Annotated in this window: 23 protein-coding genes and 6 tRNA genes; 16 read left to right on the forward strand and 13 right to left on the reverse strand. The window is 68.7% G+C overall.

Features of this window, described 5'->3' with window-relative positions; translation table 11 throughout:
• Nucleotides 1-31: 31 nt before the first annotated feature.
• Nucleotides 32-1282, forward strand: coding sequence for an alpha/beta hydrolase (locus CJ177_RS07295; RefSeq protein ID WP_095867501.1), 1251 nt, complete (start codon nucleotides 32-34; stop codon nucleotides 1280-1282).
• Here the strand turns inward: CJ177_RS07295 and CJ177_RS07300 are convergent, their stop codons facing one another.
• On the reverse strand, nucleotides 1283-1876 hold the full coding sequence (locus tag CJ177_RS07300) for a DUF3000 domain-containing protein (RefSeq protein WP_005240914.1): 594 nt from the start codon (nucleotides 1874-1876) through the stop codon (nucleotides 1283-1285).
• 161 nt (nucleotides 1877-2037) lie between these two features.
• On the opposite strand from CJ177_RS07300, the gene hemE reads away from it, so the two are divergent.
• The 4 genes from hemE to CJ177_RS07320 are packed head-to-tail and all read left to right on the forward strand — an operon-like array spanning nucleotide 2038 to nucleotide 7527.
• On the forward strand, nucleotides 2038-3105 hold the full coding sequence (gene hemE / locus CJ177_RS07305; RefSeq protein ID WP_005263993.1) for a uroporphyrinogen decarboxylase: 1068 nt from the start codon (nucleotides 2038-2040) through the stop codon (nucleotides 3103-3105).
• A complete protein-coding gene (locus CJ177_RS07310; RefSeq protein ID WP_095867502.1) occupies nucleotides 3102-4463 on the forward strand; it encodes a protoporphyrinogen oxidase in 1362 nt (453 codons plus the stop codon). The genes hemE and CJ177_RS07310 overlap by 4 nt, the downstream gene beginning before the upstream one ends.
• A 4-nt stretch (nucleotides 4464-4467) precedes the next feature.
• A complete protein-coding gene (hemQ, locus tag CJ177_RS07315; RefSeq protein ID WP_005240921.1) occupies nucleotides 4468-5163 on the forward strand; it encodes a hydrogen peroxide-dependent heme synthase in 696 nt (231 codons plus the stop codon).
• Nucleotides 5164-5178: 15 nt separating this feature from the next.
• Complete coding sequence (locus CJ177_RS07320) at nucleotides 5179-7527, forward strand: molybdopterin guanine dinucleotide-containing S/N-oxide reductase (protein ID WP_095867503.1); 2349 nt, start codon at nucleotides 5179-5181, stop codon at nucleotides 7525-7527.
• Here CJ177_RS07320 and msrB read toward each other — a convergent pair.
• Genes msrB through CJ177_RS07340 form a run of 4 tightly spaced genes read right to left on the reverse strand, consistent with a single transcriptional unit; the run spans nucleotide 7487 to nucleotide 11724 of the window.
• Nucleotides 7487-7924, reverse strand: a complete 438-nt coding sequence (gene msrB / locus CJ177_RS07325) for a peptide-methionine (R)-S-oxide reductase MsrB (RefSeq protein WP_005240925.1) — start codon at nucleotides 7922-7924, stop codon at nucleotides 7487-7489. The genes CJ177_RS07320 and msrB overlap by 41 nt on opposite strands.
• Before the next feature lie 59 nt (nucleotides 7925-7983).
• Nucleotides 7984-9321, reverse strand: a complete 1338-nt coding sequence (locus CJ177_RS07330; protein WP_061697013.1) for a glycosyltransferase family 87 protein — start codon at nucleotides 9319-9321, stop codon at nucleotides 7984-7986.
• Nucleotides 9322-9355: 34 nt separating this feature from the next.
• Nucleotides 9356-10921, reverse strand: a complete 1566-nt coding sequence (locus CJ177_RS07335; RefSeq protein WP_025432414.1) for an alpha/beta fold hydrolase — start codon at nucleotides 10919-10921, stop codon at nucleotides 9356-9358.
• Nucleotides 10922-10935: 14 nt separating this feature from the next.
• Nucleotides 10936-11724: a pyrimidine reductase family protein gene (locus CJ177_RS07340; protein WP_005240942.1), complete on the reverse strand. Its 789-nt coding sequence runs from the start codon at nucleotides 11722-11724 to the stop codon at nucleotides 10936-10938.
• A 34-nt stretch (nucleotides 11725-11758) separates the two neighbouring features.
• Between CJ177_RS07340 and zapE the strand changes: the two genes are divergently transcribed.
• Entirely contained in the window at nucleotides 11759-12775 is a 1017-nt protein-coding gene (gene zapE, locus CJ177_RS07345) for a cell division protein ZapE (protein WP_025432416.1), read from the forward strand.
• A gap of 9 nt (nucleotides 12776-12784) precedes the next feature.
• Here zapE and CJ177_RS07350 read toward each other — a convergent pair whose 3' ends face one another.
• Genes CJ177_RS07350 through CJ177_RS07360 form a run of 3 tightly spaced genes read right to left on the reverse strand, consistent with a single transcriptional unit; the run spans nucleotide 12785 to nucleotide 14995 of the window.
• Nucleotides 12785-13315: a GNAT family N-acetyltransferase gene (locus tag CJ177_RS07350; protein ID WP_005240947.1), complete on the reverse strand. Its 531-nt coding sequence runs from the start codon at nucleotides 13313-13315 to the stop codon at nucleotides 12785-12787.
• A complete protein-coding gene (locus CJ177_RS07355; RefSeq protein WP_005240949.1) occupies nucleotides 13312-13746 on the reverse strand; it encodes a hypothetical protein in 435 nt (144 codons plus the stop codon). Before CJ177_RS07355 ends, CJ177_RS07350 begins: the two co-directional genes overlap by 4 nt.
• Before the next feature lie 22 nt (nucleotides 13747-13768).
• Entirely contained in the window at nucleotides 13769-14995 is a 1227-nt protein-coding gene (locus CJ177_RS07360) for an MFS transporter (RefSeq protein ID WP_061043017.1), read from the reverse strand.
• A 455-nt stretch (nucleotides 14996-15450) separates the two neighbouring features.
• On the opposite strand from CJ177_RS07360, the gene CJ177_RS07365 reads away from it, so the two are divergent.
• Complete coding sequence (locus CJ177_RS07365) at nucleotides 15451-15939, forward strand: alpha-isopropylmalate synthase regulatory domain-containing protein (RefSeq protein ID WP_005240954.1); 489 nt, start codon at nucleotides 15451-15453, stop codon at nucleotides 15937-15939.
• Nucleotides 15940-16012: 73 nt separating this feature from the next.
• On the opposite strand, the gene CJ177_RS07370 is transcribed toward CJ177_RS07365, so the two are convergent.
• The 5 genes from CJ177_RS07370 to CJ177_RS07390 form a co-directional block, all read right to left on the reverse strand.
• Nucleotides 16013-16087 (reverse strand) — tRNA-Val (locus tag CJ177_RS07370).
• 16 nt (nucleotides 16088-16103) lie between these two features.
• Nucleotides 16104-16176 (reverse strand) — tRNA-Gly (locus CJ177_RS07375).
• A 77-nt stretch (nucleotides 16177-16253) separates the two neighbouring features.
• A tRNA-Val gene (locus CJ177_RS07380) sits at nucleotides 16254-16325 on the reverse strand.
• A 1-nt stretch (nucleotide 16326) separates the two neighbouring features.
• A tRNA-Cys gene (locus CJ177_RS07385) sits at nucleotides 16327-16397 on the reverse strand.
• A 24-nt stretch (nucleotides 16398-16421) separates the two neighbouring features.
• Nucleotides 16422-16494 (reverse strand) — tRNA-Gly (locus CJ177_RS07390).
• A gap of 242 nt (nucleotides 16495-16736) precedes the next feature.
• On the opposite strand from CJ177_RS07390, the gene CJ177_RS07395 reads away from it, so the two are divergent.
• The 9 genes from CJ177_RS07395 to CJ177_RS07435 all read left to right on the forward strand — a co-directional run bounded on the left by CJ177_RS07395 (nucleotide 16737) and on the right by CJ177_RS07435 (nucleotide 25237).
• Nucleotides 16737-16808 (forward strand) — tRNA-Val (locus tag CJ177_RS07395).
• Nucleotides 16809-16963: 155 nt separating this feature from the next.
• Nucleotides 16964-18169: an RtcB family protein gene (locus CJ177_RS07400; protein WP_061043631.1), complete on the forward strand. Its 1206-nt coding sequence runs from the start codon at nucleotides 16964-16966 to the stop codon at nucleotides 18167-18169.
• Nucleotides 18170-18281: 112 nt separating this feature from the next.
• Nucleotides 18282-18713 carry a TIGR02611 family protein gene (locus tag CJ177_RS07405; RefSeq protein WP_061043632.1) on the forward strand — a complete coding sequence of 144 codons (432 nt, stop codon included), beginning with the start codon at nucleotides 18282-18284 and terminating at the stop codon, nucleotides 18711-18713.
• A 95-nt stretch (nucleotides 18714-18808) separates the two neighbouring features.
• The gene (thrS, locus tag CJ177_RS07410) at nucleotides 18809-20866 is read left to right on the forward strand and encodes a threonine--tRNA ligase (RefSeq protein WP_061043633.1); all 2058 of its coding nucleotides are present in this window, start codon (nucleotides 18809-18811) and stop codon (nucleotides 20864-20866) included.
• A gap of 5 nt (nucleotides 20867-20871) precedes the next feature.
• Entirely contained in the window at nucleotides 20872-21447 is a 576-nt protein-coding gene (locus CJ177_RS07415) for an HIT domain-containing protein (protein ID WP_061043634.1), read from the forward strand.
• A gap of 79 nt (nucleotides 21448-21526) precedes the next feature.
• Nucleotides 21527-22192, forward strand: coding sequence for a phosphatidylinositol phosphate synthase (pgsA, locus tag CJ177_RS07420; RefSeq protein ID WP_061043635.1), 666 nt, complete (start codon nucleotides 21527-21529; stop codon nucleotides 22190-22192).
• Nucleotides 22189-23094, forward strand: a complete 906-nt coding sequence (locus CJ177_RS07425; protein WP_061043636.1) for a phosphatidylinositol mannoside acyltransferase — start codon at nucleotides 22189-22191, stop codon at nucleotides 23092-23094. The genes pgsA and CJ177_RS07425 overlap by 4 nt, the downstream gene beginning before the upstream one ends.
• A complete protein-coding gene (locus CJ177_RS07430; RefSeq protein ID WP_061043637.1) occupies nucleotides 23091-24218 on the forward strand; it encodes a glycosyltransferase family 4 protein in 1128 nt (375 codons plus the stop codon). Before CJ177_RS07425 ends, CJ177_RS07430 begins: the two co-directional genes overlap by 4 nt.
• The gene (locus CJ177_RS07435; RefSeq protein ID WP_061043638.1) at nucleotides 24215-25237 is read left to right on the forward strand and encodes an NUDIX domain-containing protein; all 1023 of its coding nucleotides are present in this window, start codon (nucleotides 24215-24217) and stop codon (nucleotides 25235-25237) included. Before CJ177_RS07430 ends, CJ177_RS07435 begins: the two co-directional genes overlap by 4 nt.
• Nucleotides 25238-25385 lie beyond the last annotated feature (148 nt).

Here is a 25385-nt window from a genome sequence, read left to right on the forward strand (position 1 = left end):
ATCGATTAGAACATGTTCTACGGTTGGGGGTATGACCCGAGGCTTCGTTCTCCGGCAGGCCGTCGGCGCCGCACTCGCCGCCAACGCCCTGCGTCCCCTGCCCGGTGCGCCCACGTCGGTGGTCGCGTTCTTCTCGGGGTGGCTCACTACCGAACTCGCGCCGCACCTCCTCGCCGTGACCGCGGCCGACGCCGCCCAGCACGCCGCGCGTCACGGAACACGGACCCGAAGCGACCGCATCGGGCTGGCGCTGGCCGCCGCATCCGCCGCCGGGCTCGCCGCCGTGATCGCCACCGGCCGGGGCGCCGGAGCGGAAGCCGAATCCGCTCTCGTCGAGACGCTCGGCGAGAACTACACCGACCGCGACACTGCCATCGAACACCCGGGGCGACCCGTGTGGCGGCAACTCCTCAACCCGTTCTGGATGCGCAACAAGGCGGTCACCCGGGTCCGCAACCTCGCGTACGGGCCGGGCGGGCGCCGGGCCCGCCTCGACATCTATCACCGGCAGGATGTGCCGTCGAAGAGTCCGGTCCTCCTGCAGATCCACGGCGGGGGATGGGTGATCGGGAACAAGGATCAACAGGGTCTGCCGCTCATGCTGGAGATGGCCTCGCGGGGGTGGGTGTGCGCGGCCGTCAACTACCCGCTGTCGCCGAAGGCGAAGTGGCCCGAACACCTGATCGCGATCAAGCAGGCCCTGGCCTGGCTCCGGGAGCACGTCGAGGAATACGGCGGCAACCCCGACTTCATCGCCGTCACAGGTGGTTCCGCGGGCGGCCACCTCGCCGCCATGGTGGGACTCACCGCGAACGACAGCCACCTGCAGCCGGGGTTCGAGGACGTCGACACCTCGGTCCAGGCGTGTGTCCCGTACTACGGGGTCTACGACTTCGCCGGTGACACCGGCATCAAGGCCGTCCTCCAGCGCGTGCACTCCGGACTGATGCCGATGGTGCTCGGCAAGCAGGCCACGTTCCCCGACGACTACCGGGCCGCGTCGCCGCTGGCGCACCTGCGGGCGGACGCACCGCCGTTCTTCGTGATCCACGGCACGAGCGATTCGCTCATTCCCGTCGCCGAGGCGCGGATCTTCGTCGACGAACTCCGGCAGGTGTCCGACAACCCCGTCGTCTACGCGGAATTGAAGGGCGCGCAGCACGCGTTCGACGTGTTCCCCTCGATCCGCAGCATCTCCGTCACCCAGGCGGTCGGACGATTCCTGGAATGGTCGCGCAGCGCCACCACCGACGTGCCCTCGGCGGGCACCGAATCGGCCTGACTACTCGTCGCCCAGCGTCCGCAGCTGCGACACCCCGGCGGGTGGCAGACCGGCCGCATACGCCAGTACCTCGCAGAACGCCTCGACGTGCGTGGCCAGTTCGACCGACGTCGCCGTCCACGACGCGCGCAGTTCCAGCTGATGCGCATGCGGGGGACCGGCGATGTCGCCGTAGCGCACCGACGTCGTCGCGGTCACCGTCCCGCCGAGCGCGTTGAGCGGTTCGTGGCGCGATTCGAGTGCGTCGACGAGCCAGCTCCACGCCACCTCGGGAAGCAGGGGGTCGGACGCCACGGCGGCGTCGAGGTCGGCCTGAATGTAGGCGACCAGCCTCATGGTGCCGTTCCAGGCCTCGTCGCCCTCGGGGTCGAACAGGAGGATCAATCTGCCGAACGCGTCACCCTCGCTCTGTTCGGCGACGACCCCGGTGTCCTCGTGCACGACCTCTGCGCCGACGGCGTAGCTGTACGGCGCGAGCCGTTGCGGGGGCCGGATGGGGCCCAGCTCGATGTCCGCGCGAACCTGCGCGGAATTCATCGCTTCGACCGCGGCGCGGAACTCGGCCGGTTCGGCGGGCGATCCCGAAGTCGTCACAGCTCGGGACGTTAGACCCGGACCCCCACATCTCGTCGGAGGCGCGCCGAGCAGGGCCGATCGGCGGCGGAGTCCCGGCATGGCAGCATGAGAGCTGCCGAAATTCGAGCAGGCAGAGAGCGCGAGGACCGATGAGCGGGTTGGAAAGCACCAATGCAGGCATGAGTGAACGGGCGACGTACGCCGCGAGGCGGGTGCTCCCCGACGCACCCCTCCTGGCGGCCGCGGAAGGCCGTACCCCCGGCCGTCGCCCGGTGTGGTTCATGCGGCAGGCGGGCCGCTCGCTTCCCGAGTACCGCGAGATCCGGTCGGGGATCGGCATGCTCGAGTCGTGCTTCGATCCGGCACTGGTCTGCGAGATCACCATGCAGCCCGTGCGCCGGCACGGCGTCGACGCCGCGATCCTGTTCTCCGACATCGTGGTGCCGCTCAAGGCCGCAGGCATCGATCTCGACATCGTCGCCGGCACCGGTCCCGTCGTCGCGAACCCGGTCCGGTCGATCGCGGACGTCGCCGCCCTGCCGCGCCTCGTACCCGAGGAAGTCGGCGCCGTCGCGCAGGCCGTGCAGCTGCTCACCGCGGAACTCGGCTCGACGCCGCTGATCGGCTTCGCCGGAGCCCCGTTCACTCTCGCCTCGTACCTGGTCGAGGGCGGTCCGAGCCGCAATCACGAGCGCACGAAGGCGCTCATGCACTCCGACCCCCGGACGTGGCACGCGCTGCTCGGCACCCTGGCCGATACCACCATCACCTTCCTGCAGACCCAGTTGCGCGCCGGCGTCGACGCGATCCAGCTGTTCGACTCGTGGGCCGGCGCGCTGTCCCTCGCCGAGTACCGGGAATTCGTGCTGCCCCACTCCGAGCGGGTGTTCGCCGAGGTGGAGAGCGCGAAGGTGCCGCGCATCCACTTCGGCGTCGGAACCGGCGAACTGCTCGGCGCGATGGGCGAAGCGGGCGCCGACGTGGTGGGCGTCGACTGGCGCATCCCCCTGGACGTGGCAGCGCGCCGGGTCGGCCCGGGCAAGGCGCTCCAGGGCAACCTCGACCCCGCGGTGCTGTTCGCCGGACCGGCGGCGGTCGAGAAGCAGGTCCGCCGCATCACCGCGGAAGCGGACGCCGCCCTCGCCGCCGGCGCCACGGGACACATCTTCAACCTCGGGCACGGCGTCCTGCCCGACACCGACCCGGGCGCGCTGACCGCGCTGGTCGAGCTGGTGCATTCACTGTGACCGGGTCGTCGCCGAAGGTTCTCGTCGTCGGCGGCGGCATCTCCGGGCTCGTTGCCGCGTACCGCCTGCGGCAGCGGCTCGGCGCCGATGCCCGGATCGTCCTCGCCGACGGCGCGGAGCGGCTCGGCGGCAAGCTGCGCACGGTGGACCTGGCGGGGGAGCCCGTCGACGTCGGGGCGGAAGCCTTCATCGCGCGGCGCCCGGAACTGCCCGCCCTGCTCGGTGAACTCGGCCTCTCCGACCAGCTGGTGCATCCGGCGGGACTGCGGCCGCTCATCTGGTCCGAGGACGCGCTGCACCCGCTGCCGGCCGGCACCCTCATGGGGATACCCGCGGACGGGAACAGTCTGCGCGGTCTCGTCGACGACCGGACACTCGCGCGGGTGGCGGGGGAGCGGACGGTGCCCCTCGACTGGACACCGGGTGCGGACATCGCCGTCGGTGCACTGGTCGGCGACCGGTTCGGCGCGCAGGTGGTCCAGCGGTCGGTGGATCCGCTTCTCGGAGGGGTCTATTCGGGTCTGGCGGACACGATCGGCGTCCGCGCCGCGCTCCCCACGCTCGCGGCGGCGCTCGACCGCGGCGCCACGAGCCTGTCCGCGGCGGTGGCGGACGCCCTCCCCGCCCCGACCCCCGGGCCGGTGTTCGGGGCGCTGCGCGACGGCTACGGCGTCCTGCTGCGCGCCCTGACGGAGGCCGCGTCGGCGGAGATCGTGCACGAACGGATCCGGACACTCGCCCGGGACGGCGACGGCTGGTCGGCGGAACCGGTGGGCCCCGTCGACGGGGTCGTGCTCGCCGTGCCCGCCCCGCAGCTCGCCGACCTGCTCGCCGGCATCGCCCCCCGCGCGTCGGCGGCCGCCGCGGACATCCCGCTGGCCTCGTCGGCGGTCGTCGCGCTGGCGCTGCCGGTCCGGGTCGACCTCCCGCAGAACTCCGGGATCCTCGTCGCCACCGACGCCGCGCTCGGCGCGAAGGCGTTCACCCTGTCGAGTCGCAAGTGGCCGCACCTCGCCGAGCGGGAGGTGACCCTCGTCCGGGCGTCCTTCGGACGGTTCGGCGACGCCGCCGTCGTCGACGCACCCGACGACGAGCTGATCGCCGCGGCCCGGCGGGACCTCGCGACCGTCACCGGGGTGTCCGCGGAACCCGCCGCGGTGCACGTCCAGCGCTGGCACGGCGGCCTGCCGCAGTACGGTCCCGGCCATCTCGGGCGGGTGGCGGTGATCGAGCAGGAAGTCGCAGGTCTGGACGGTCTCGAGGTGTCCGGGGCGCTGCTGCACGGGGTGGGTGTTCCCGCGTGTGTGGCCGCTGCGACGACGGCGGCTGCACGGCTCGCCGGGCGAGTGGCACGATAGACGCATGGCACGCCTCGACTTCGACGCATTGAACTCTGAAATCCGTTACCTCATGTTCTCGGTGTTCCAGGTGGAACCCGGTGTTCTCGGGGACGACCGGGAAGCTGTGATCAAGGAGGCGCGGATCTTCTTCGAAGGTCAGGCGGAGAAGGGTGTCGTGGTGCGCGGGCTCTACGACGTGGCCGGCCTGCGTGCCGACGCCGACTTCATGATCTGGACGCACTCGGCGAGCATCGAAGCCCTTCAGGCCACGTACGCCGACTTCCGCCGCACCACCGCCCTGGGCCGCGCGAGCAAGCCGGTGTGGAGCAACGTCGCGTGCCACCGTCCCGCCGAGTTCAACAAGAGCCACATTCCGGCGTTCCTGGCCGGTGAGGACCCGGGCAACTACATCTGCGTGTACCCGTTCGTCCGGTCCTACGAGTGGTACCTGCTGCCCGACGACGAGCGGCGCAAGATGCTCGCCGACCACGGCATGGCGGCCCGCACGTACAAGGACGTCCGCGCCAACACCGTGCCCTCGTTCGCACTCGGCGACTACGAGTGGATTCTCGCGTTCGAGGCGCCGGAGCTGTACCGCATCGTCGATCTCATGCGCGACCTGCGCGCCACCGAGGCCCGTCTGCACGTCCGCGAAGAGGTGCCGTTCTTCACCGGCCCGCGGGTGGATGTGGAGAAGCTGATCACCGCTCTGCCGTGATCTGACGCAGCACCGATGAATGACGCCGACGGGGCTCGCACCGCGCCCCGCTACCAGCACATGTCGCACTGGGGCATGTTCGAGGCCGAGGTCGCCGACGGCGACGTCGTCGCCGCCCACCCGTACACCGGTGACGCGAACCCGTCACCGGTGCTGGGCAACATCGCCGGGTCGGTCCGCAGCAAGGCGCGGATCACCGGCCCGGTGGTGCGCCGCGGGTGGCTCGACAACGGCCCAGGACCCAGCGGTTCCCGAGGGGCCGACGAGTTCGTGTCGGTCGACTGGGAAGAGCTGACGCAGCGGCTCGCGAACGAACTGCGCAGGGTCGTCGACACGCACGGCAACAGCGCGATCTACGGCGGTTCGTACGGCTGGGCCAGCGCGGGACGGTTCCACCACGCCCAGAGTCAGGTCCACCGGTTCCTGAACACCCTCGGTGGCTACACCCGTTCGGTGCACAGCTACTCGCTGGGCGCGACGGGCGTCATCATGCCCCGGGTGGTGGGCACCCACTGGAAGATGTTCGCCCGCTCCACGTCCTGGAAGGTCATCGCCGAGCACACCGATCTCATGGTGTGCTTCGGTGGCGTCCCCCTCAAGAACACCGGCGTCAATCACGGCGGGACCAGCGACCACCCCACCCGCGACGCACTCGACGCCCTCCGGCGCCGCGGTGGGTCCGTCGTGTCGTTCAGTCCGCTGCGCGACGACGTGCACGGCGCCGCCGAACGGCACGCCCCGGTGCCCGGCACCGATGTCGCGATCATGCTCGCCCTCGCGTACGTCCTCGCGACGGAAGACCTGCACGACATGGCATTCCTGGGCAGCCACTGCGTCGGCTACGACCGCTTCGAGGACTACCTCCTCGGGCGCTCCGACGGCGTACCGAAGTCGCCCGCGTGGGCCGAGCAGATCTCCGGCGTCGCCGCCGCGGACCTGGTGGCCCTCGCCCGGCGGATGGCGGCGGGCAGGACGATGGTGACCGTCACGTGGTCGCTGCAGAGGGTCCGGCACGGTGAGCAGGCCCCGTGGATGGGGGTCACCCTCGCCGCGATGCTGGGCCAGATCGGCCTTCCCGGTGGTGGTTTCGGCCACGGCTACGGTTCCATGAACGAGCCCGGGCTCGCCCCCGTCCCGTACCCGCTGCCCACGCTTCCCCAGGGGCTGAACCCCGTCCGCGACTTCATCCCCGTGGCCGCGATCTCCGACATGCTCCTGAACCCCGGCGCACCGTTCGACTACGACGGTCAGCGGCTGACGTACCCGGACATCAAGATGCTGTACTGGGCGGGCGGCAACCCGTTCCACCACCATCAGGACATTCCCCGGCTGCGCCGGGCGCTGGCCCGTCCCGACACGATCGTGGTCCACGACCCCTACTGGACGCCGATGGCCCGGCACGCGGACATCGTCGTGCCGTCCACCACGTCGCTCGAGCGGGCCGATATCAGCTGCACCCGCAACGACCCGCTGCTCGTCGCCATGCACGCCGCCGTCGGGCCGTACGCCGACGCGCAGGACGACTACGACACGTTCGCCGCCGTCGCCCGGAAACTGGGTGTCGGGGAGAAGTTCACCGAGGGCCGCTCGTCCGAGCAGTGGCTCGAGCACCTGTACGGGCAGTGGCGGGACTTCGTCCGCGCGGACGGCGGCCCCGCCCCGAGTTTCGACGACTTCTGGACGCAGGGCCACGTGCGGATGCGGACCGAGGACGACCTGATCCTGTTCGGCGACTTCCGGGCCGATCCGGTGAAATTCCCCCTGGCCACCCCGAGCGGGCGGATCGAGATCTTCTCCGCCGACATCGACGGATTCGGCTACGACGACTGCGCCGGACACCCACGCTGGTACGAGCCCGAGGAATGGCTGGGCGGCCGCCGGGCACGGCAGTTCCCGCTGCATCTGATCGCCAACCAGCCGCGTACCCGACTGCACAGCCAACTCGACCACGGCAGCACCAGCCAGAAATCGAAGATCCGGGGCCGCGAACCGCTGCGAATCCATCCGGATGACGCCACCGATCGCGGACTCACCGCCGGCGACGTCGTCCGCGTGTTCAACGACCGCGGCGCCTGCCTCGCCGGCGTGGTGGTGGACGACGGTGTCCGCCGCGGTGTGGTTCAGCTGTCGACGGGAGCCTGGTACGACCCTCTCGACGCCACCGACCCGGATTCCCTCTGCGTGCACGGGAACCCCAACGTGCTGACACCGGACGTGGGCACGTCGTCACTCGCCCACGGCTGCACGGGCCAGCACGTGCTCGTCGAGATCGAACGCTACGAGGGCGAGCTACCGCCGATCCGGGCGTTCGATCCACCGACGATCATTCGCCGGTCGGTTCCAGGGTCAGCGAGATCGAATTGATGCAGTACCGCTGATCGGTGGGGGTGGGGTAGCCCTCGCCCTCGAAGACGTGGCCCAGGTGGCTGTGGCACGTCCCGCACACCACCTCGACGCGGCGCATACCCAGCGACGTGTCCTCGCGGAGGACGACGGCGTCCGAGTCGGCCGGATCGAAGAACGACGGCCACCCACAATGCGATTCGAACTTCTCCGCGCTGCGGAACAGCTCGGCGCCACAGGCCCGGCAGTGGTAGACGCCTTCCGTCTTGGTGTCGGTGTACTCGCCGACGAAGGGGCGCTCGGTACCGGCCTGGCGCAGCACCGCGTACTCCTCGGGAGTCAGTTTCTCGCGCCACTCGCTGTCGGAGAGAGCAACCTTCGGGGCGGACTGCGTGGGATCCTGCTGCTGCGAACTCATGGCTCCACGCTAATACGTTTCGCCGATTCCGGCCGCGACGCCCGGCGCGTGACGGGGGCCTACGTCTTGGCGGTGGCCGACTCGACCTGCGGCTGCTCGTCCGGTTCCGGTTCCCGCGGCGAGATGTCGGGAGCCTTCTCGTGCGGTTCGAGGAGGAACGCCGGATCGATGCCCCGGTCGAGTCGCCCCTCGCGCCGCGCCGAGACGTAGCGGACGGTCAGCACACCGAAGACCACGAGGAGCAGGAGGCTCCACCCCAGCGTGGTCTTCATGTACTCGGCGGTCCGGCCGGCCTCGATGAACCGGCTCGACAGCCAGCTGTCGTAACTCATGAACCCGTACACGGCCAGCCACGCAGGCCAGTTCCGCATCACCGAATTCTTCAGCACCACGGACATCAGGAGCGGGAACAGCATCATCGAGTAATACATCTGGCCCAGCGAGCCGAGAAGCCACGACGCCGTCAGCAGAACCCCGGACATGGTGACGACGAAGAACAGCTCGTCGTGGCGGTAGTAGCGGTAGAGCAGCCACAGGGAGCTGAGCACGATGGCGGTGAAGACACCGCGCAGAGCCCAGATCAGGGCGGTGGGGAGGCCGTAGTACTTGCCGTTGCCGACGATCGCGCTGTTGAAGTAGTCGCGCGACTCCATCAGGTACGGCACTGTGTGGCGCACGAAGTCCATCGGGTCCGCGGACAGCGGCCACGCCACGGCGGTGAGGATCAGGGGGATGCCGATCGCGGTGACGAACACCTTCCACTGTCCGCGCACCAGAGGCAGCAGCAGGAGTGGGGCGAGTATCGGTTTCACCGCGAACGTCAGCCCGATGGCGACACCGGACCACATGTCCTTGCGCTTCATCAACAACACGAGGAACGCGATCTCGCCGAGCAGGACCAGGCCGTTGATGTTGGTGAAGACGAGGGTGTTGGTGACGGTTTCGGACGAGAACGTGGCGAGCAGCAGGATCGGGGCCGCGATGGTGTTCAATCCCAGGCCGAACAGCCGCAGGAGCAGGTACAACGCGATCACGATGGCGATCGCGTTGGCGATGATGAACAACCACCGGGACTTCTCGGGGTCGATCACCGCGATCGGTGCCATCAGCAGTGTGCCGGACGGCGGATACAGATAATGCGGATCGACCCAGTTGAAGTTGGCGGTGTAGACGGGCCGCCCGTTGAGGAAGGCCAGCGCAGCGTTGTAGACCGGGCGGAAGTCGTCGGTGATGTACCCGTTGACCGCCTTGACGACCACTCGATGCAGCACTGTCATGACGGCGATCGGCCACAGCGCGAAGTTGATGACCTCGTTGGCAGTCCGCCCGGTGCGCGGTTCGAGTTGTCGAAGGAACACCACGGCACGGTACACCGAGAAGCTCTGACGTGCGGTCACGCACCCCCTGTGGGTGTCGGGCGGACCACCTCGGCTAGGCGGGGCAGGCGCTGCCGTCCGGGGGCAGCACGCCGTCCGCGACGTAGGTGACGATCGACTTCTGCGCGCAGTCCGAATGGGTGGCGGGGTGGCCGCTGCCGTGCCACGTCAACGTCGCCGTCGCGGCGCCCGCGCTCGACACGGCCCCGGTCACCGTCCCCACCCCGGCGTTCCCGACGACCGGGTCGGCGGTGCCGCTCAGCACCAGGACCGGCAGCGTCAGCTCGCCGGGCAGGGCGGGCGGCGCGGTCGCGGGCCACGAGGTGCACGTGAGCAGACCGACGGCGGCGTTCGGGCCGAACAGCGGGAACCGCTCGCCCCACAGCTTCTGCAGTTCGCGGACCCGGTCGGGTGCGGGCCACTGCTGGCCGTCCGTGCAGCGGGTGATGAACTGGCCGTCGCTCTCGTAGGCCGCCTCGGCCTGCGTGACCGCCGCGAGGATCGGCGCCGTGTTTCCGGCGAGGGCGGCGGACACCGCATCGGACAGGGTGCGGACGCGGCCCTGCTGGTCGCCGCCCGCCGCGGCGAGCGACCCGGACACCGCGGTGAGGAGGGCGTTCGCGGAGACCCGCGGGATCTGACCGTTCGCGGCGCGGGTGACGGCGTCGGTCATCGCGGCGCGGGGATCGGCGCCCAGGGAGCAGTTGAGGGCGATGCACTGGCGGGCGAACGAGTCGAACGCCGCCTCCTGACCCGCGACCTGCTGCTCGGTGGCGGTCGCGGCATCCACCGTGGTGACGGCGGGGGAGTCGAGGACGAGCCGGCCGACCCGATCGGGGTACTTGGCGGCGTAGCTGAGCGCGACGGCACTGCCGTTGCCGGTGGCGAGGATCCCGAGCGCATCGACGTCCCAGGTGCGGCGCAGCTCCTCGATGTCGTCGGCGGCGTGGGTGCTGTCGAACGCGAGTTCCTGCGGCTGCAGGTAGTCGGTGCACGCGATGGTGGCGTCGCGGCCCAGCGCGGTCACCTTGTCGACCTGGTCACCCGTCCCCGGGTCGAACTGCCCGAGATTCGCCAGGCTGCTGCGGAGCTCCGGGGTGAGGCATTCGATCTCCTGCGAGGAGGCGATCCCGCGGCGGTCCACCGCGACCACCGGTCGCGTCGACAGCAGCGATGTCAGACCGCCGGTGCTCAGCGCTGCGAGCGTCGCGGTCGACGACCGGTCCGATCCCGACGTGAGCACCAGCGGGGCCGCGTTCTCGGGGGTGTCGGCGAGCCGTGCCCGCATCGCACCCATCGTGAAGGAGCCGGGCAGGGTGCCGCTCTCGTCGACGGCCGACTCGTACGAGCCGCATTCGAAGACGAGCCCGGCCGGCGGTGTCGTTCCCGGGCCCAGGGCGCCGAGCGTGCTCTGCGTGCAGTCGGTCCACGCCAGATCGTTCTTCGGGGTCTGCAACACGGGCGGGGGAGCGTCGGTGTTCTCGGTCTCCGTCGCGGTGGGTTCGCTGCCGCCGCCCTCGCGTTCGACCGCCACGTGGGGCCGGTTGGACGGTCCGGCTCCGCACGCGCTGCACACCACGAGAACCATTGCGAGCAACACCGATCTGCGCATGGCGACCACCCTGCCAGGTTCCTCTACGGGCGGGGCAGCCGCACCCATCTGGTGAGGACGGTGCCGTCGGTGTCGGTGAGGATGTGCGCGGGGGTCATCGCGGTGACCCGGGTACTCGGCGAGGTGGCGACGCGACCCACGGTCCCGCCGACGAGCACGGGTGCCGTGGTCAGGCAGACCTCGTCGACGGCGTCGTCCGCAGTCAGCTGCCCGAACAGGCTCGGGCCGCCCTCGCAGAGCACCCGGCGCAGTCCGAGATCCTCGAGGGCGGCGATCAGCCCGTCGCCGGTGACCTGCCCCTCGCCGGCCGTCACGATCCGCGCACCCGCGTCGGCGAGAGCCCGGACCCGCGTCGGGTCGGCGTCCGTGCACGTGACGACGATCGGGGCCACCTCGGTGTCGGTGAACAGGCGTGAGTGCGGGTCGAGGTGGGCGCGAGCAGACACGACGGCGATCGGCGGGACCTCCTGCATCCCCGACGCCACCCGGCGTCGCCTGCCCTCCGCGCCGACGCGCGCCCCGCCGTAGTTCTCCGCCCGGACGGTTCCGGCTCCGACCAGCACGACGTCGGCCAACTCCCGCAGGGTTTCGAAGACCAGCCTGTCCGCGGGTGTGCCGAGCGCCCCGCTGACGCCGTCGACGGAGACGGCTCCGTCGATGCTGCTCACGAAGTTGACGCGCACCCAGGGCCGCGGCGTCTCCGCTGGGTAGGCATACAGGTCGCGCAGCGCGTTCGCGGTCGATTCACTGGACTCCTCCCGTGCGGGTGGACTGTCCGGTGTGAAAAATGTCGCAATATGTACACGGTGCATGTTGGTGATCACAACACGTGGATACCCTGCTTGTATGCATGCACGTCTTGTCGATCGTAGCCCCGTGGTACCGGCTGATCAGTTGGTAGCTCAGATGGTGCCCCCGGCCATGTTCGACGAGGTGAGCTTCGCGTCGTACATCCCCGATCCCGCAGAACCCAGCCAGGCCGCCGCGGTCCAGACGGCGGAGGAGTTCGCGAAGAAGGTCGTGAAGATCCGCAGTGGCGGGCGACGCGGCCTGTTCGGGAAGAAGACGCAGGCCACCGGTGCCGGTCTCTACCTCGACGGCGGCTTCGGTGTCGGTAAGACCCACCTTCTGGCGTCGATCTTCCACAGCGTCCCGTCGCCCAAGGCGTTCGGCACGTTCGTGGAGCTGACGCACGTCGTCGGTGCCCTCGGTTTCAACAAGGCCGTCGAGCAGTTGTCCGGCCACAGCGTCCTCTGCATCGACGAATTCGAACTCGACGACCCGGGCGACACCATGCTGGTGTCCCGCCTGCTGTCGGAATTGTCGGCGCGCGGCGTGTCCATCGTGGCGACGTCGAACACACTGCCCGGCCAGCTCGGCGAAGGCCGATTCGCCGCGCAGGACTTCCTGCGGGAGATCAAGAAGCTGGGCTCGATCTTCGAGACGATCCGCGTCGACGGACCCGACTACCGGCACCGCGACCTGCCGCCGGCCCCGGACCCGATCTCGTCGGAGGAGCTCGCCGAGCGCGCCGACAGCATCCCCGGCGCGACGCTCGACGACTTCGACGCGCTGTGCAAGCACCTCAGCACGCTGCACCCGTCCCGCTACAACAAGCTGGTCGAGGGCATTCCGGCCGTGTTCCTGGACGGCGTCCACCCCGCCGAGGACCAGTCGGTCGCGCTGCGCCTGGTGGTCCTCGCCGACCGCTTGTACGACGCGAGCATCCCGGTCACCGTGGCAGGGGCCAAGCTCGACGCGATCTTCACTCCCGAGATGCTGGCCGGCGGGTACCGGAAGAAGTACCTGCGTGCCACGTCGCGCCTGCTGGCGCTGTCGCGCTTCGAGGTCGCCGCGAGCTGACGCAGCTCGTCACAGTGCCCGCTGCATCACGAAGTCGTGGTGCAGCTGGGTGCCGACGAGGAAGGTCTTCGTTCCGACCTGCGTGAATCCGTGCTTCGCGTAGAAGCGCTGGGCGCGCACATTCTCCTGGTTGACGCCGAGCCACAGCCCGGCGCACCCCGCGGCGACGGCGCGTTCGACGATGGCGTCCATCAGCGCGGACGCGACGCCGGTCCCGTGGTTGCCGGGCAGCACGTACAGCTTGCTGATCTCGGTTGTCGGCCGGAGCGTCACGGCCCTGCCGACATCCGGATCGGCGGGCTCACCGTCGATCAGCATCGCGTAGCCGACGATCGCCCCGCCGTGGGTGACCTTCAGGACGGTGCGGTTCGGGTCGGTGAGGTATTCCGAGAACCGTTCGGCCGACAGCACGTCGTCGATGAAGGCGGCGATGTCGTCCTGTGTCGCCCCGGGCGGGCACGCGAGAGGGAACGTTGCCGCGGCGACGTCGGCGATCGCCTCGGAATCCCAGATCCCTGCCGGGTCTATTTCGACTGTCACAGCTGGTCCACCGCGTCCTTCGCTTCCCGAAGTGTCATTCCCGTACTGTCCCGCAGCAGGGTGATCGCCGCAACGGTCTTGCCCTCGCTCTTGAGGTCGCGGAGCGTGCCCTCGATCGGCGACGTGTCTCCGCAGGAGCGGATTCCGGCGGGGACCGGCCGGGCTTGGAGCCGGCCGTACTCGACCGTGGCCTTCGCGTGCCGCACGCCGATCCCGTCCCGCGCGACGAGAATCTTGATCGCCTCGATCGTCCTGCCCCGGTCGAGCAGACACGTCACCTCGTCCCGGACGGCGTCGTCGAGGTGTCGCCACGTCGATGCGGGATGCAGGTCGTGTGGGGTGTGTGAGCCGCCACGAGCGGATCGTGACGAGACCAGAACTGCGACGTAGACGATCGCCACGGCGATCACGAACCATCCCCAAGTCGGCATGTCCTAAGTAGAACATCTGCCGTCAGTCGCGATCCGGGGCGCACTCGGATTGCTTGTCCCGGTCCCGGTCCCGGTCCGGGGCGAACGCGGGGGCGAGCAGGACGAGCCCCACCGCGAACAGGAGCGGGACCACGAACCCGATCCGCAGGCTGGTCGCCGCGGCGACGCCGCCGACTATCGCGCCGCCCACGAGGGTGCCCACGTAGTTGAACAGGTTGATCCGCGCCACGACGTCGTCCACCTGGCCGGAGGGTGCCAGCCGCCCGGCGGCACTGAAACACAGGGGAGCGACGACCGGCACGCCGAGGCCCACGACGAGGAATCCGGCAATCGCGACGACCGACGACGGGGCGAGGACGACGACCGTCAATCCGGCGACACCGACCGCCGAACCCACACGGACGACAGCGATCTCGCCGTACTTCGCCACCCAGAAGTCGCCGGTCAGTCGCGACACCAGAGCCGCGCACTGGTATGCGGCCAGTGCCAGAGCGGCCGTGCCGGCATCCGCGAGCAGAACGTTCCGGACGTACAGAGCGGACCAGTTGCCGACACCGAAATCGATGGCGTAGAACAACGCCATCGCGGTACCGAGCGCGAGCAGTGCTCGAATCGGAACCGGCACGGGCGCAGGGCCGGTCGCCGGCGCGGCGGTGCCCGCCGGCTCCTGACGGACGAGGAGCCGGGGACAGCAGACGGTGAGACCGACTGCCACGACGAGCGCCGCCACCAGTTGCGCGGTGGCGACGCTCACGTCGAGGGCCGAGGTGGCGGCGACGAAGAGGGCACCCGCAATCGCGCCGACGCTCCACACGGCGTGGAACGACGACAGGATGACGCGGCCGTACGCGTGCTGGATCGACACCGCCTGCATGTTGGCGGCGGCATCGACGATTCCCAGTCCGGCCCCGTACACGGACAGGCAGACGAAGAAGGCCGCGGTATTCGGGCTGAAACCGAGCGCGCCACCGGCAATCGCGATGGTCGCGAGCCCGAGTCGCAGGGCCGACCTGCTGGAGAATCGGCGAGCCAGGTGCTCGGCGAGGACGCTTCCGGCTCCGGCGATGAGAGACACCGTCACGACGGCCACCACGATGATCGTGTCGTCGAACCCGAATCGGTCCTGGTACTGCGGCAGCTGTGTGAGAACGGCCGCGAGGAGAAATCCCTGCAGGCCGAATGCGCCCGCTGTGGCGATCCGTGCCGAGCGGTGGTCCGCGGACGCATCTGCGCGTGGTGAATCCGTCATGCGTGTCGGCCTTCGGTAGAGGACATCCGATTGATTGGACGAGTGTCCAATACTTTGCGGGGATGTGCAGCGTTCTCCGAATCGGCGGGCGAAAAGTCCTGCAAGCGCGCGGTGCGTGAGGTGCCCGGAACAAGACTGAGCCCCAGCCTTGGATGGGGGGTCATGGCTGGGGCTCATTGCCATCGGGGGGGTGGATGGCAAGTTCGACGATACATGAGGAATTCCTCACGTTCCAGATGCAGCGGTAACGATTTCGTCACCCGCCCGTCACCGGTGGCCGGCGCGACAGCGTGAACGGGGCCTGTTGCCTCTGCGGGCGGTTGTCGCCTACAGTGTCATCCATGCAGCGCATTCTCGTAGTTCTCCGCCGTAGCGGGGTCTGATACGGACCGACCCCTCGCTGCGGGTCGTTGAGCTACGCGTTGGTCCTCCCTCCTTTCAGGAAGACCACGAGAATGAGTACAAACCCTTCTTTCGCTTCACCCTTTCCCTCGTCGGCAACGGCCGCCGACCCGTTTGCCGCGCGCCACGGCAAGCCGCTGCCGCGGGAACTCCGCACCGAATCCGCCGGAATGGCGTGGTCCGCGTTCGAAGCCGTCTACGCGCCGTCCAGCGGACCGTTCCGTCTGGGCAGCTGGTCGGAAACGAAGACCGGCCCCGGAATGTGGGATTTCGAAGCGACACTCGGTATCGGCGAATCGATCTGCAAGACCGCTGCGAGCGCGCCCGGCCCGGTGGCCGCCATGACCTCGATGCTGTACGACGCGGGGTGTGCGATGGAGATCCTGTCATTTCATCAGCACGAGATCGGGCACCGGACCGCGACATTCCTGCTCTGCGAGCGAGACGGCATCCGGCTCTGGGCGATGGGAATCGGTGAATCCCACACGGAATCGACTCTGCGCGCGATGATCTCCGGCGCCAACCGGCTCCAGTCCGCCTGACACCGGAACGACAGTTCAGCCCCGGTCGATGACCGGGGCTGAACTGTCGTGAACTGGTCGGTTGAAAGTGAACTGGTGCGCGATACTGGGATTGAACCAGTGACCTCTTCCGTGTCAGGGAAGCGCTCTCCCGCTGAGCTAATCGCGCGGGATGGAGAAAAGAGAGCGGACGACGGGATTCGAACCCGCGACCCCAACCTTGGCAAGGTTGTGCGCTACCAGCTGCGCCACGTCCGCATTCGTGAAAGCCCCCGGGCTGGGGGCCGTCACTGGTCGAGCAAGTAAAACAGTCGTGCATCTATCATCTATCTCGGTGCGCGATACTGGGATTGAACCAGTGACCTCTTCCGTGTCAGGGAAGCGCTCTCCCGCTGAGCTAATCGCGCGAGGTGGAGACGGGAATCGAACCCGTGTGCACGGCTTTGCAGGCCGTTGCCTCACCACTCGGCCACTCCACCGTGAAGGTTGAGTCCAACCTCTCGAGCGGACGACGGGATTCGAACCCGCGACCCCAACCTTGGCAAGGTTGTGCGCTACCAGCTGCGCCACGTCCGCATGCACCGTGTAACTCGCGGAGAATGTTCTCCGTGGTGCGGTTGAGAACATTAGCCGACCATCCGCGATAGTTACAAATCTGCAGGTCAAGGCATCAGACGGTGAACTACACATGAACGACGCCGGGTCGAGGACGTGCCGCGGGCGGGGGTCGACACGAATCCCAACGACGTGATTTTCGTTCGGCCGCTCGGTCGTGTTAATGTTCCAACTCGTTCGAGCGCGAGTGTTTGGCGCGCTTCGGTCCCGTGGCTCAGTGGAAGAGCGTCCCGTTCACACCGGGGAGGTCGCTGGTTCGATCCCAGCCGGGACCACAGATGAGAAGAGGGCGTTTCCGAAAGCGGAAACGCCCTCTTCTTTTTCTTGTGCCCACCCCGATAATCGGTTGTTCCGGCTCTTCGGCGCGGCGGACAATGAACTCAGCCGGCCGAAAGTTCCCGGGTGATCCGCTATCGAAGGACTGAGTCCCATGTTCCCCGTGAGGCTGGAAGGCACCACCGCGCCCACCTTGATGTGGGCGGAAGAGTGGACCATCGAGCAGGCTGCGTTGCAGCAGCTGCGGAACATGGCCGACCTGCCGTGGGTCCACGGGGTGCGGGTCATGCCCGACGTCCATGTCGGCAAGGGTGCGACGGTCGGTTCCGTCATCGCGATGCGGGAGGCGATCGCCCCGGCGGCGGTCGGCGTCGACATCGGGTGCGGAATGACGGCGGTCCGGACGGATGTGACCGCGAGCGATCTGCCCGACAGCCTGCGGTCGATGCGGTCGCGCATCGAGCGTGCGGTGCCGGTCGGGTTCGCCATGCACGAGCGTTCGGTGAACGTCGGCGCCCTCGATGTCACGAACGCCGGGGGAGTGAAGAGGGGATGGCACCGCTTCTGGCAGGACTTCGGTGACCTGCATTCCGGCGTCCAGTCCCGCGAATCCAAGGCGATGAAACAGATCGGCACGCTCGGCGGTGGCAACCACTTCATCGAGGTGTGCCTGTCCGACGCAGACGAAGTCTGGCTGATGCTCCACTCCGGGTCGCGCAACATCGGCAAGGAACTGGCGGAGCGGCACATCGCGGTGGCGCGGGCGTTGCCGCACAACCAGCGCCTCGTCGATCGCGATCTCGCGGTGTTCCTCGCCGGCAGCAAGGAGATGGACGCATACCGCCACGACCTGACGTGGGCGCAGGAGTACGCGGCCCGCAACCGCGCCGTCATGCTCACCCTGGTGATGCAGGCGTTCCGGCAGTCACTGCCCGGTAGGACGGTGCGGTTCGACGAGCCGATCTCCTGCCACCACAACTACGTGTCGGAGGAGATCATCGACGGCGAGCCCATGCTCGTCACCCGTAAGGGCGCGATCCGCGCCGGCCGGGGTGATCTCGGACTCATCCCCGGCTCCATGGGCACCGGTTCCTACGTGGTGCGAGGCCTGGGCTCCGAGCTGTCCTTCAATTCGGCGTCACACGGGGCGGGACGGACGATGAGCCGCACGAAGGCGAAGAAGCGTTTCACCGTCGACGACCTCGTGCGGCAGACGTCCGGAGTCGAATCACGCAAGGACGCGGGCGTGATCGACGAGATCCCCGGCGCCTACAAGGACATCGAGCAGGTGATCGAAGCGCAGGCCGATCTCGTCGAGGTCGTGGCCCACCTGCGGCAGGTCGTCTGTGTGAAGGGATAACCCGCGAGCGTGTGCGGCGGTGCGACGACGCGCCGCCGCAGGTCGCGGTCGGTAGGGTGGACTGGTGACTAGCGGAGAAGCTCGGCCGGGACCCGCGCCCGAGAACGTGGACATGGACGTGGACGACTCGGATCTGTCCCCGTTCCAGGAAGCGGAGAGCCGCTGGCGCCGGTGGCGAGCACACATCGCCGCGCGCCCGAGCCTCAACCTGGCCTACCGCATCGCGGTGGGGGTGATCGGCGCTCTCGTGCTGGCCGCCGGGATCGTCGCGATTCCCTATCCGGGCCCCGGCTGGCTGATCGTGTTCGCGGGGCTCGGAATTCTCGCATCCGAGTTCGCGTGGGCCCACCGGCTGCTGCACTACGCGCGCCGGCGCTACGACAAGTTCATCGACTGGTTCTCGCGGCAGTCGCTGGTGGTCAAGGGGGCGGGTGCGCTGCTGACGTGTGCCGTCGTCCTCGCCACGTTGTGGTTGCTCGGGACGTTCGGTCTCGTCGGAACGTGGATCGGTCTCGACTACCCGTGGCTGGAGAGCCCGCTCTAGCCGGACGCATGGTTGGGTGTGACTGCTGGGCCGATAACATGGGCTGGCACATTCACCATGTCTGCACCGCACACCTCACCTAGGAGAACATCGCCGTGAGCACCCCCGCATCCGCCGCCCCAGCCGCCCTCGTCCGGGTGCCCGCGGGGACTACGGCCGGTACAGCGGTTCGGGAGGCCGGCTACCCGAGCAAGGGCCCGGACGTCGTCGTCGTGGTCCGTGACGCGGAGGGCCAGCTCAAGGACCTGTCCTGGGTGCCCGACACCGACGTCGAGGTCGAGCCGGTCGCGTCGAACACCGACGACGGCCGCAGCGTCATCCGCCACTCGGCGGCCCACGTGCTCGCGCAGGCCGTCCAGCAGGAATTCCCCGAGGCGAAGCTGGGCATCGGTCCGCCGATCAAGGACGGGTTCTACTACGACTTCGCCGTCGATCGCCCGTTCACCCCCGACGACCTCGCGAACCTCGAGAAGCGGATGAAGAAGATCATCAAGGGGTCGCAGCGGTTCTCCCGCCGCGTCGTCGAGTCGCTCGAGGACGCGCGTGCCGAGCTGGCGAAGGAGCCCTTCAAGCTCGAACTCATCGACGACAAGTCGGGAATCGACGATCCGGAGATCATGGAGGTGGGCGGCAACGAGCTCACCATCTACGACAACCTGGACCCGCGGACCGGCGAGAAGGTGTGGGGAGACCTGTGCCGCGGCCCGCACATCCCCACCACCAAGCACATTCCGGCCTTCAAGCTCACCCGCAGCTCGGCGGCGTACTGGCGTGGTAACCAGGACAACGCCGATCTCCAGCGCATCTACGGCACCGCATGGGAGTCGGCGGAGGCGCAGGACCAGCATCTGGAACTGCTCGCCGAGGCGGAGCGCCGCGACCACCGCAAGCTGGGGTCGGAACTCGACCTGTTCAGCTTTCCCGACGAACTCGGCTCCGGACTGCCCGTGTTCCATCCGCGGGGCGGGATCATCCGCACCGAGATGGAGGACTACTCCCGCAAGCGGCACGTCGAGGAGGGGTACGAGTTCGTCAACACCCCCCACATCACCAAGGGGCATCTCTACGAGGTGTCGGGCCACCTGGACTGGTACCGCGACGGCATGTTCCCGGCGATGCACATCGACGAGGAGCTGAACGAGGACGGCACCGTGCGCAAGCCGGGCCAGGACTACTACCTCAAGCCGATGAACTGCCCGATGCACAACCTGATCTTCCGCTCCCGCGGCCGGTCGTACCGCGAACTGCCGTTGCGGCTCTTCGAGTTCGGCTCGGTCTACCGGTACGAGAAGTCCGGTGTCGTCCACGGTCTCACCCGCGTGCGCGGCATGACGCAGGACGACGCGCACATCTACTGCACCCGCGAGCAGATGCGCGACGAACTGGCGACCACCCTGCAGTTCGTCCTCGGCCTGCTGAAGGACTACGGACTCGACGACTTCTACCTCGAGCTGTCCACCAAGAACCCGGACAAGTTCGTCGGCGACGACGCCGTGTGGGAGGAAGCGACGGCGACGCTCGCCGAGGTCGCGGAGTCGTCGGGGCTGAACCTCGTTCCCGATCCGGGCGGCGCAGCGTTCTACGGACCGAAGATCTCTGTGCAGGTGCAGGACGCCCTGGGCCGCACCTGGCAGATGTCGACCATTCAGCTCGACTTCAACCTGCCCGAGCGTTTCGACCTCGAGTACACGGCCAACGACGGCACCAAGCAGCGTCCGGTCATGATCCACCGGGCCCTGTTCGGTTCCATCGAACGGTTCTTCGGCGTGCTCACCGAGCACTACGCGGGTGCGTTCCCGGCGTGGCTGGCGCCGGTCCAGGTGGTCGGCATCCCGGTCGCCGAGACGTTCGCCGACCACCTCTTCGACGTGGTGAAGCGGCTGAAGGCGGCCGGTATCCGCGCCGAGGTCGACGCGAGCGACGACCGCATGCAGAAGAAGATCTTCAACAACACGGCGCAGAAGGTGCCGTTCATGTTGCTGGCGGGTGCGCGCGACGTCGAGGCGGGCGCCGTCAGCTTCCGATTCCGCGACGGCACCCAGGTCAACGGGGTGCCTGTGGACGACGCCGTGCGCATCGTCACCGACTGGATCGGTCGCCGCGAGAACGCCTCGCCGACGGCCGAACTGCTGCAACCCGGCAAGGAAGGGTGAGGCACATGACCGGAGGTGACGACGTGACGGCCGACGAGATGCTCGGCGGCCCCGGCCGCCTCGTCGACCGCGGCCCCGGCGAACCCGATCACCTTCAGCGGATCTGGTCGCCGCACCGCATGTCGTACATCGCCGAGGCGCCGAAGTCGCGGGACACCCCCAACGAGCCGTTCATCGACATCCCGAAGATGGACGACGAGGACGGGTTGATCGTCGCCCGGGGTGAGCACGTCTACGCCGTGCTCAACCTGTACCCGTACAACCCGGGGCACCTGATGATCGTTCCCTACCGCAAGGTCGCGGCGCTCGAAGACCTGACGGAAGAGGAAAGCGCCGAGTTGATGTCGTTCACGCAGCAGGCTCTGCGCGTGATCAAGCGGGTGTCGCGGCCGGACGGTTTCAACGTCGGCCTCAATCTCGGTGCGGCGGCAGGCGGTTCGCTCGCCGAGCACCTGCACCAGCACATCGTTCCGCGCTGGGGCGGGGACGCGAACTTCATCACGGTCCTCGCCGGGGTCAAGGTCATGCCGCAGTTGTTGCGCGAGACCCGGGGGCTGCTGGCGAAGGCCTGGAATGAATGACTCGATAGATGAATGACGCGCGAGTCGCTGACTCACGCGTTCGGGGTTCCTGGCAGGAAGTGAAGAACGGGGTGGAGAGGTGCTGAGCTTCTTCGGACGGGCATCCGTGTCCAAGGTGACGGCGCCATTGGGGAAGGCCCTGGTGAAGACCGGGCTCACGCCCGATTCCGTCACCGTCATCGGCACCGTGGCGACCGTGGCCGGCGCGGTCACGCTGTTTCCCAGCGGACATCTGTTCTGGGGAGCGATGTTCATCTGGCTGTTCGTCATGTTCGACATGCTCGACGGTGCCATGGCCCGCGCCCGCGGCGGCGGCACCCGGTACGGCGCCGTTCTCGACGCCACCTGCGACCGGGTGGCCGACGGTGCGATCTTCGCCGGTCTCGCCTGGTGGGCGGTGTATCACGAGAACAGCAAGCCGCTGCTGATCGCGACTCTGCTGTGCCTCGTCACCTCGCAGGTGATCTCGTACGCCAAGGCGCGCGCCGAGGCGAGTGGATTGTCCGCCGACGGCGGACTCATCGAACGACCCGATCGGCTGATCATCGTGCTGGTCGGTGCCGGCGTCACCGGGCTCGGAGTCCCGTGGGCCATTCATGTCGCGATGTGGTTGCTGTCGGTGGGCAGCGTCATCACGGTGTTCCAGCGGGTACTGGCGGTCCGCCGGTCGCCGGGCGCGCGCGACGTGCTGCCCCTGCCTCCGACGGACACGACGCCGGAAGACGGACAGGCGAGCGAGCAGTGAGCGGCGTGTCGGAACGCATCAGTGATCTGGGGTACGCGGTCGGCTGGCGGCTGGTCCGCGCGCTGCCGGAGAAGGTCGCGGTCGCCTTGTTCGACAGGGGAGCCGACTTCGCCGTCCGGAACGGCGGGCCGGAACAGTTGCGCCGCAATCTTGCCCGCGTGCTGGGTGTGCCCGCCGCGGAGGTGCCGGACACCCTGATGCAGGCCTCGATGCGGTCCTACGCGCGCTACTGGCGGGAGGCGTTCCGGCTGCCTTCGATGGACCTCGTGAAGACCGGCGCGGCCCTCGACGAGCTGATCGAAGGGCAGAAGCACCTCGACGCCGCGAAAGAAGCCGGCCGGGGCGCGATTCTGGCGCTGCCGCACAGCGGAAACTGGGACATGGCGGGTGTGTGGTGCGCCCAGCACTGGGGCGGTCTGTCCACGGTCGCCGAGCGGTTGAAGCCCGAGTCGCTGTACCAGCGGTTCGTCGACTACCGCGAAGGGCTCGGTTTCGAGATCTTCCCGCTCAGCGGGGGAGAGCACCCACCGTTCGTGGAACTGTCGGCCCGACTGCGGGACAACGGGATCGTGTGCCTCCTCGGTGAACGCGACCTGGCGAAGAAGGGTGTCCCGGTGACGTTCTTCGGGGAACCGACGCGGATGCCCGCCGGTCCCGCCAAGCTGGCGATCGACACCGGCGCGCCGCTGCTGCCGGTGCACTGCTGGTTCACGGACGGCGGGTGGGGTTTCCGCATCGACCCGCCGATCGACACCACCATGGGGGTGGCCGCGGCGACCCAGGCACTGGCGGACCGGTTCGAGACCAACATCGCGGCACATCCGGAGGACTGGCACATGCTTCAGCCGCTGTGGCTCTCCGATCTGTCCCAGGCGAGGCTCTCCCGCATGGAGAACTCGTGAAGATCGGAATGGTCTGCCCGTACTCGTTCGACGTCCCGGGCGGAGTGCAGGCTCACGTCGTCGACCTCGCGGAGGTCCTGATCGAGCGCGGGCACAAGGTGAGCGTCCTGGCGCCGGCGTCCGACGACGTCGACCTGCCCGACTTCGTCGTCTCCGCGGGCCGCGCCCTCGCCATTCCCTACAACGGCTCGGTGGCCCGGCTGAGTTTCGGCCCCGCCGCGAGCGCCCGCGTGCGGCGCTGGATCTCGGACAACAACTTCGACGTCCTGCACATCCACGAGCCCAACGCGCCGAGCCTGTCGATGCTCGCCATGCGCGTGGCCGAGGGGCCCATCGTGGCCACCTTCCACACGTCGACCACGAAGTCGTTGGTGCTGAGCACGTTTCAGGGTGTGCTCCAGCCCTACCTGGAGAAGATCAGCGGCCGCATCGCGGTGTCGGAACTCGCGCGACGCTGGCAGGTGGAATCACTCGGCTCCGATGCGGTCGAAATCCCCAACGGCGTCGACGTCTCGGCGTTCGCGAACGCCGAGCCGCTGCCCGGCTACCCGCGTCGCGGAAGAACCATCCTCTTCCTCGGACGCTACGACGAGCCCCGCAAGGGCATGGCGGTGCTTCTCAAGGCGCTGCCCACCCTGGTGGAGAAGTATCCCGACCTCGAGGTGCTGGTGGTCGGCCGCGGCGACGAGGACAAGCTGCGCCGGGAGGCCGGCCCGGTCTTCGGGCACCTGCGTCTGCTCGGCCAGGTCGACGACGCCGAGAAGGCGTCGGCGCTGCGGAGCGCCGACGTGTATTGCGCACCCAACCTCGGCGGTGAGAGCTTCGGCATCGTGCTGGTGGAGGCGATGGCCGCGGGTGCCGCCGTCGTGGCGAGCGAACTGGACGCGTTCCGCCGCGTCCTGCGGGACGGGCAGGCGGGCGTCCTGGTGCCGGTCGGGGATGCGGCGGCGCTCGCTGCCGGGATCGACTCGGTGCTCGGTGACCCCGAGCGCAGCGCCGCGCTCACCGACTTCTCTCGGACGGTGGTCACCGAATACGACTGGCCGGTGGTGGCCGAACAGATCCTGCGCGTCTACGAGACGGTCACCGTCGGCCGCGACGGCGTCCGGGAGGTCGGCTCGTGACGTTCTCCGCCCTCACGATCCTGGTTCTCGCCCTGGTCGCAGCCGTCGTCCTGGCGATCGGCCTGTGGGCGTACGGGACGGCCAACCGCCTCGACCGCCTGCACGTCCGCTCCGATCTGTCCTGGCAGGCCCTCGACGCGGCCCTCGCGCGCCGGGCGGTGGTCGTGCGTGCGGCCGCCGCAGCGATGGACCCACCCGAGGGCAGGTCGCTGGCCGCGCTGTCGGCCCGGGCGGAACGGTCGGACCGGGCAGACCGGGAGATCGCCGAGAACGCGCTGTCCAGTGCGCTCTCGTCCCTCGACCCGGACACCCTGCGCCCCCAGCTGGTGGCGGAACTCGCCGATGCGGAGGCGCGGGTGCTGATCGCCCGCCGATTCCACAACGACGCCGTCCGCGACACCCTCGCTCTCCGCACCCGGCGACCTGTCCGATGGCTGCACCTCGGGGGCACGGCACCGCTGCCGACGTACTTCGAGATCACCGAACGCTCGTCCGCCGCGGCGGTCACCGAGGGTCTGGCACTCGACTCCGTCCGGACATCGGCCCGGGTGGTGCTGCTCGACGGCGAGGGCCGGGTCCTGCTGCTCCGGGGTCACGACCCCACCGTCCCCGATGTCTACTACTGGTTCACGATCGGCGGTGCCGTCGAGAAGAGGGAGAACCTGCGGGCGGCCGCTGTCCGGGAGATCGCCGAGGAGACCGGGCACACCGCGTCGCCCGAACAGCTGCGCGGACCCATGTGGCGTCGGGTGGCCATCTTCTCGTGGAACGGGCAGCTCATCCGCTCCGAGGAGCTGTTCTTCGCGCTGCGCACCGACGGGTTCGAGCCGCACCACGGGGGCTTCACCGAACTCGAGAGCCGCACCATCACCGGTCACCGGTGGTGTACCGCCGACACGGTTCGTGAACTGGCGGCGGCAGGTGAAGCCGTGTACCCGCACGATCTCGCGGATCTCCTCGACGAGGCAGACGCGGTCGCGTCGGCCGCGGACGAACCCGAGGTGCGCGCGATCACCTGAGCCGCCCCGCCAGTCCGAAGAAAGCCAGCAATCGCGGACTGGCTACGGAAGTGGACTGCCGCTCTGTCCTAGAATCGGGTACTGCAGCGTGAACGTCGTCGTTCACGCATGCCGCTATCGAAATCAATCCACGCCACAACCCAGGAGT

Source organism: Rhodococcus sp. ACPA1 (assembly GCF_002300195.1).
Classification (GTDB): Bacteria; Actinomycetota; Actinomycetes; order Mycobacteriales; family Mycobacteriaceae; genus Rhodococcus_F; species Rhodococcus_F opacus.

What these genes read in the sequence shown, in the direction of transcription:
- msrB (WP_005240925.1), bottom strand. Translation starts at nt 7,924, where the DNA reads ATGAGTTCGCAGCAGCAGGATCCCACGCAGTCCGCCCCGAAGGTTGCT.
- CJ177_RS07415 (WP_061043634.1), top strand. Translation starts at nt 20,872, where the DNA reads ATGACCGGAGGTGACGACGTGACGGCCGACGAGATGCTCGGCGGCCCC.
- CJ177_RS07320 (WP_095867503.1), top strand. Translation starts at nt 5,179, where the DNA reads ATGAATGACGCCGACGGGGCTCGCACCGCGCCCCGCTACCAGCACATG.
- CJ177_RS07295 (WP_095867501.1), top strand. Translation starts at nt 32, where the DNA reads ATGACCCGAGGCTTCGTTCTCCGGCAGGCCGTCGGCGCCGCACTCGCC.
- CJ177_RS07355 (WP_005240949.1), bottom strand. Translation starts at nt 13,746, where the DNA reads ATGCCGACTTGGGGATGGTTCGTGATCGCCGTGGCGATCGTCTACGTC.
- CJ177_RS07400 (WP_061043631.1), top strand. Translation starts at nt 16,964, where the DNA reads ATGTTCCCCGTGAGGCTGGAAGGCACCACCGCGCCCACCTTGATGTGG.
- CJ177_RS07340 (WP_005240942.1), bottom strand. Translation starts at nt 11,724, where the DNA reads ATGCACCGTGTACATATTGCGACATTTTTCACACCGGACAGTCCACCC.
- CJ177_RS07365 (WP_005240954.1), top strand. Translation starts at nt 15,451, where the DNA reads ATGAGTACAAACCCTTCTTTCGCTTCACCCTTTCCCTCGTCGGCAACG.
- zapE (WP_025432416.1), top strand. Translation starts at nt 11,759, where the DNA reads ATGCATGCACGTCTTGTCGATCGTAGCCCCGTGGTACCGGCTGATCAG.
- CJ177_RS07360 (WP_061043017.1), bottom strand. Translation starts at nt 14,995, where the DNA reads ATGACGGATTCACCACGCGCAGATGCGTCCGCGGACCACCGCTCGGCA.
- CJ177_RS07405 (WP_061043632.1), top strand. Translation starts at nt 18,282, where the DNA reads ATGGACGTGGACGACTCGGATCTGTCCCCGTTCCAGGAAGCGGAGAGC.
- hemQ (WP_005240921.1), top strand. Translation starts at nt 4,468, where the DNA reads ATGGCACGCCTCGACTTCGACGCATTGAACTCTGAAATCCGTTACCTC.
- hemE (WP_005263993.1), top strand. Translation starts at nt 2,038, where the DNA reads ATGAGTGAACGGGCGACGTACGCCGCGAGGCGGGTGCTCCCCGACGCA.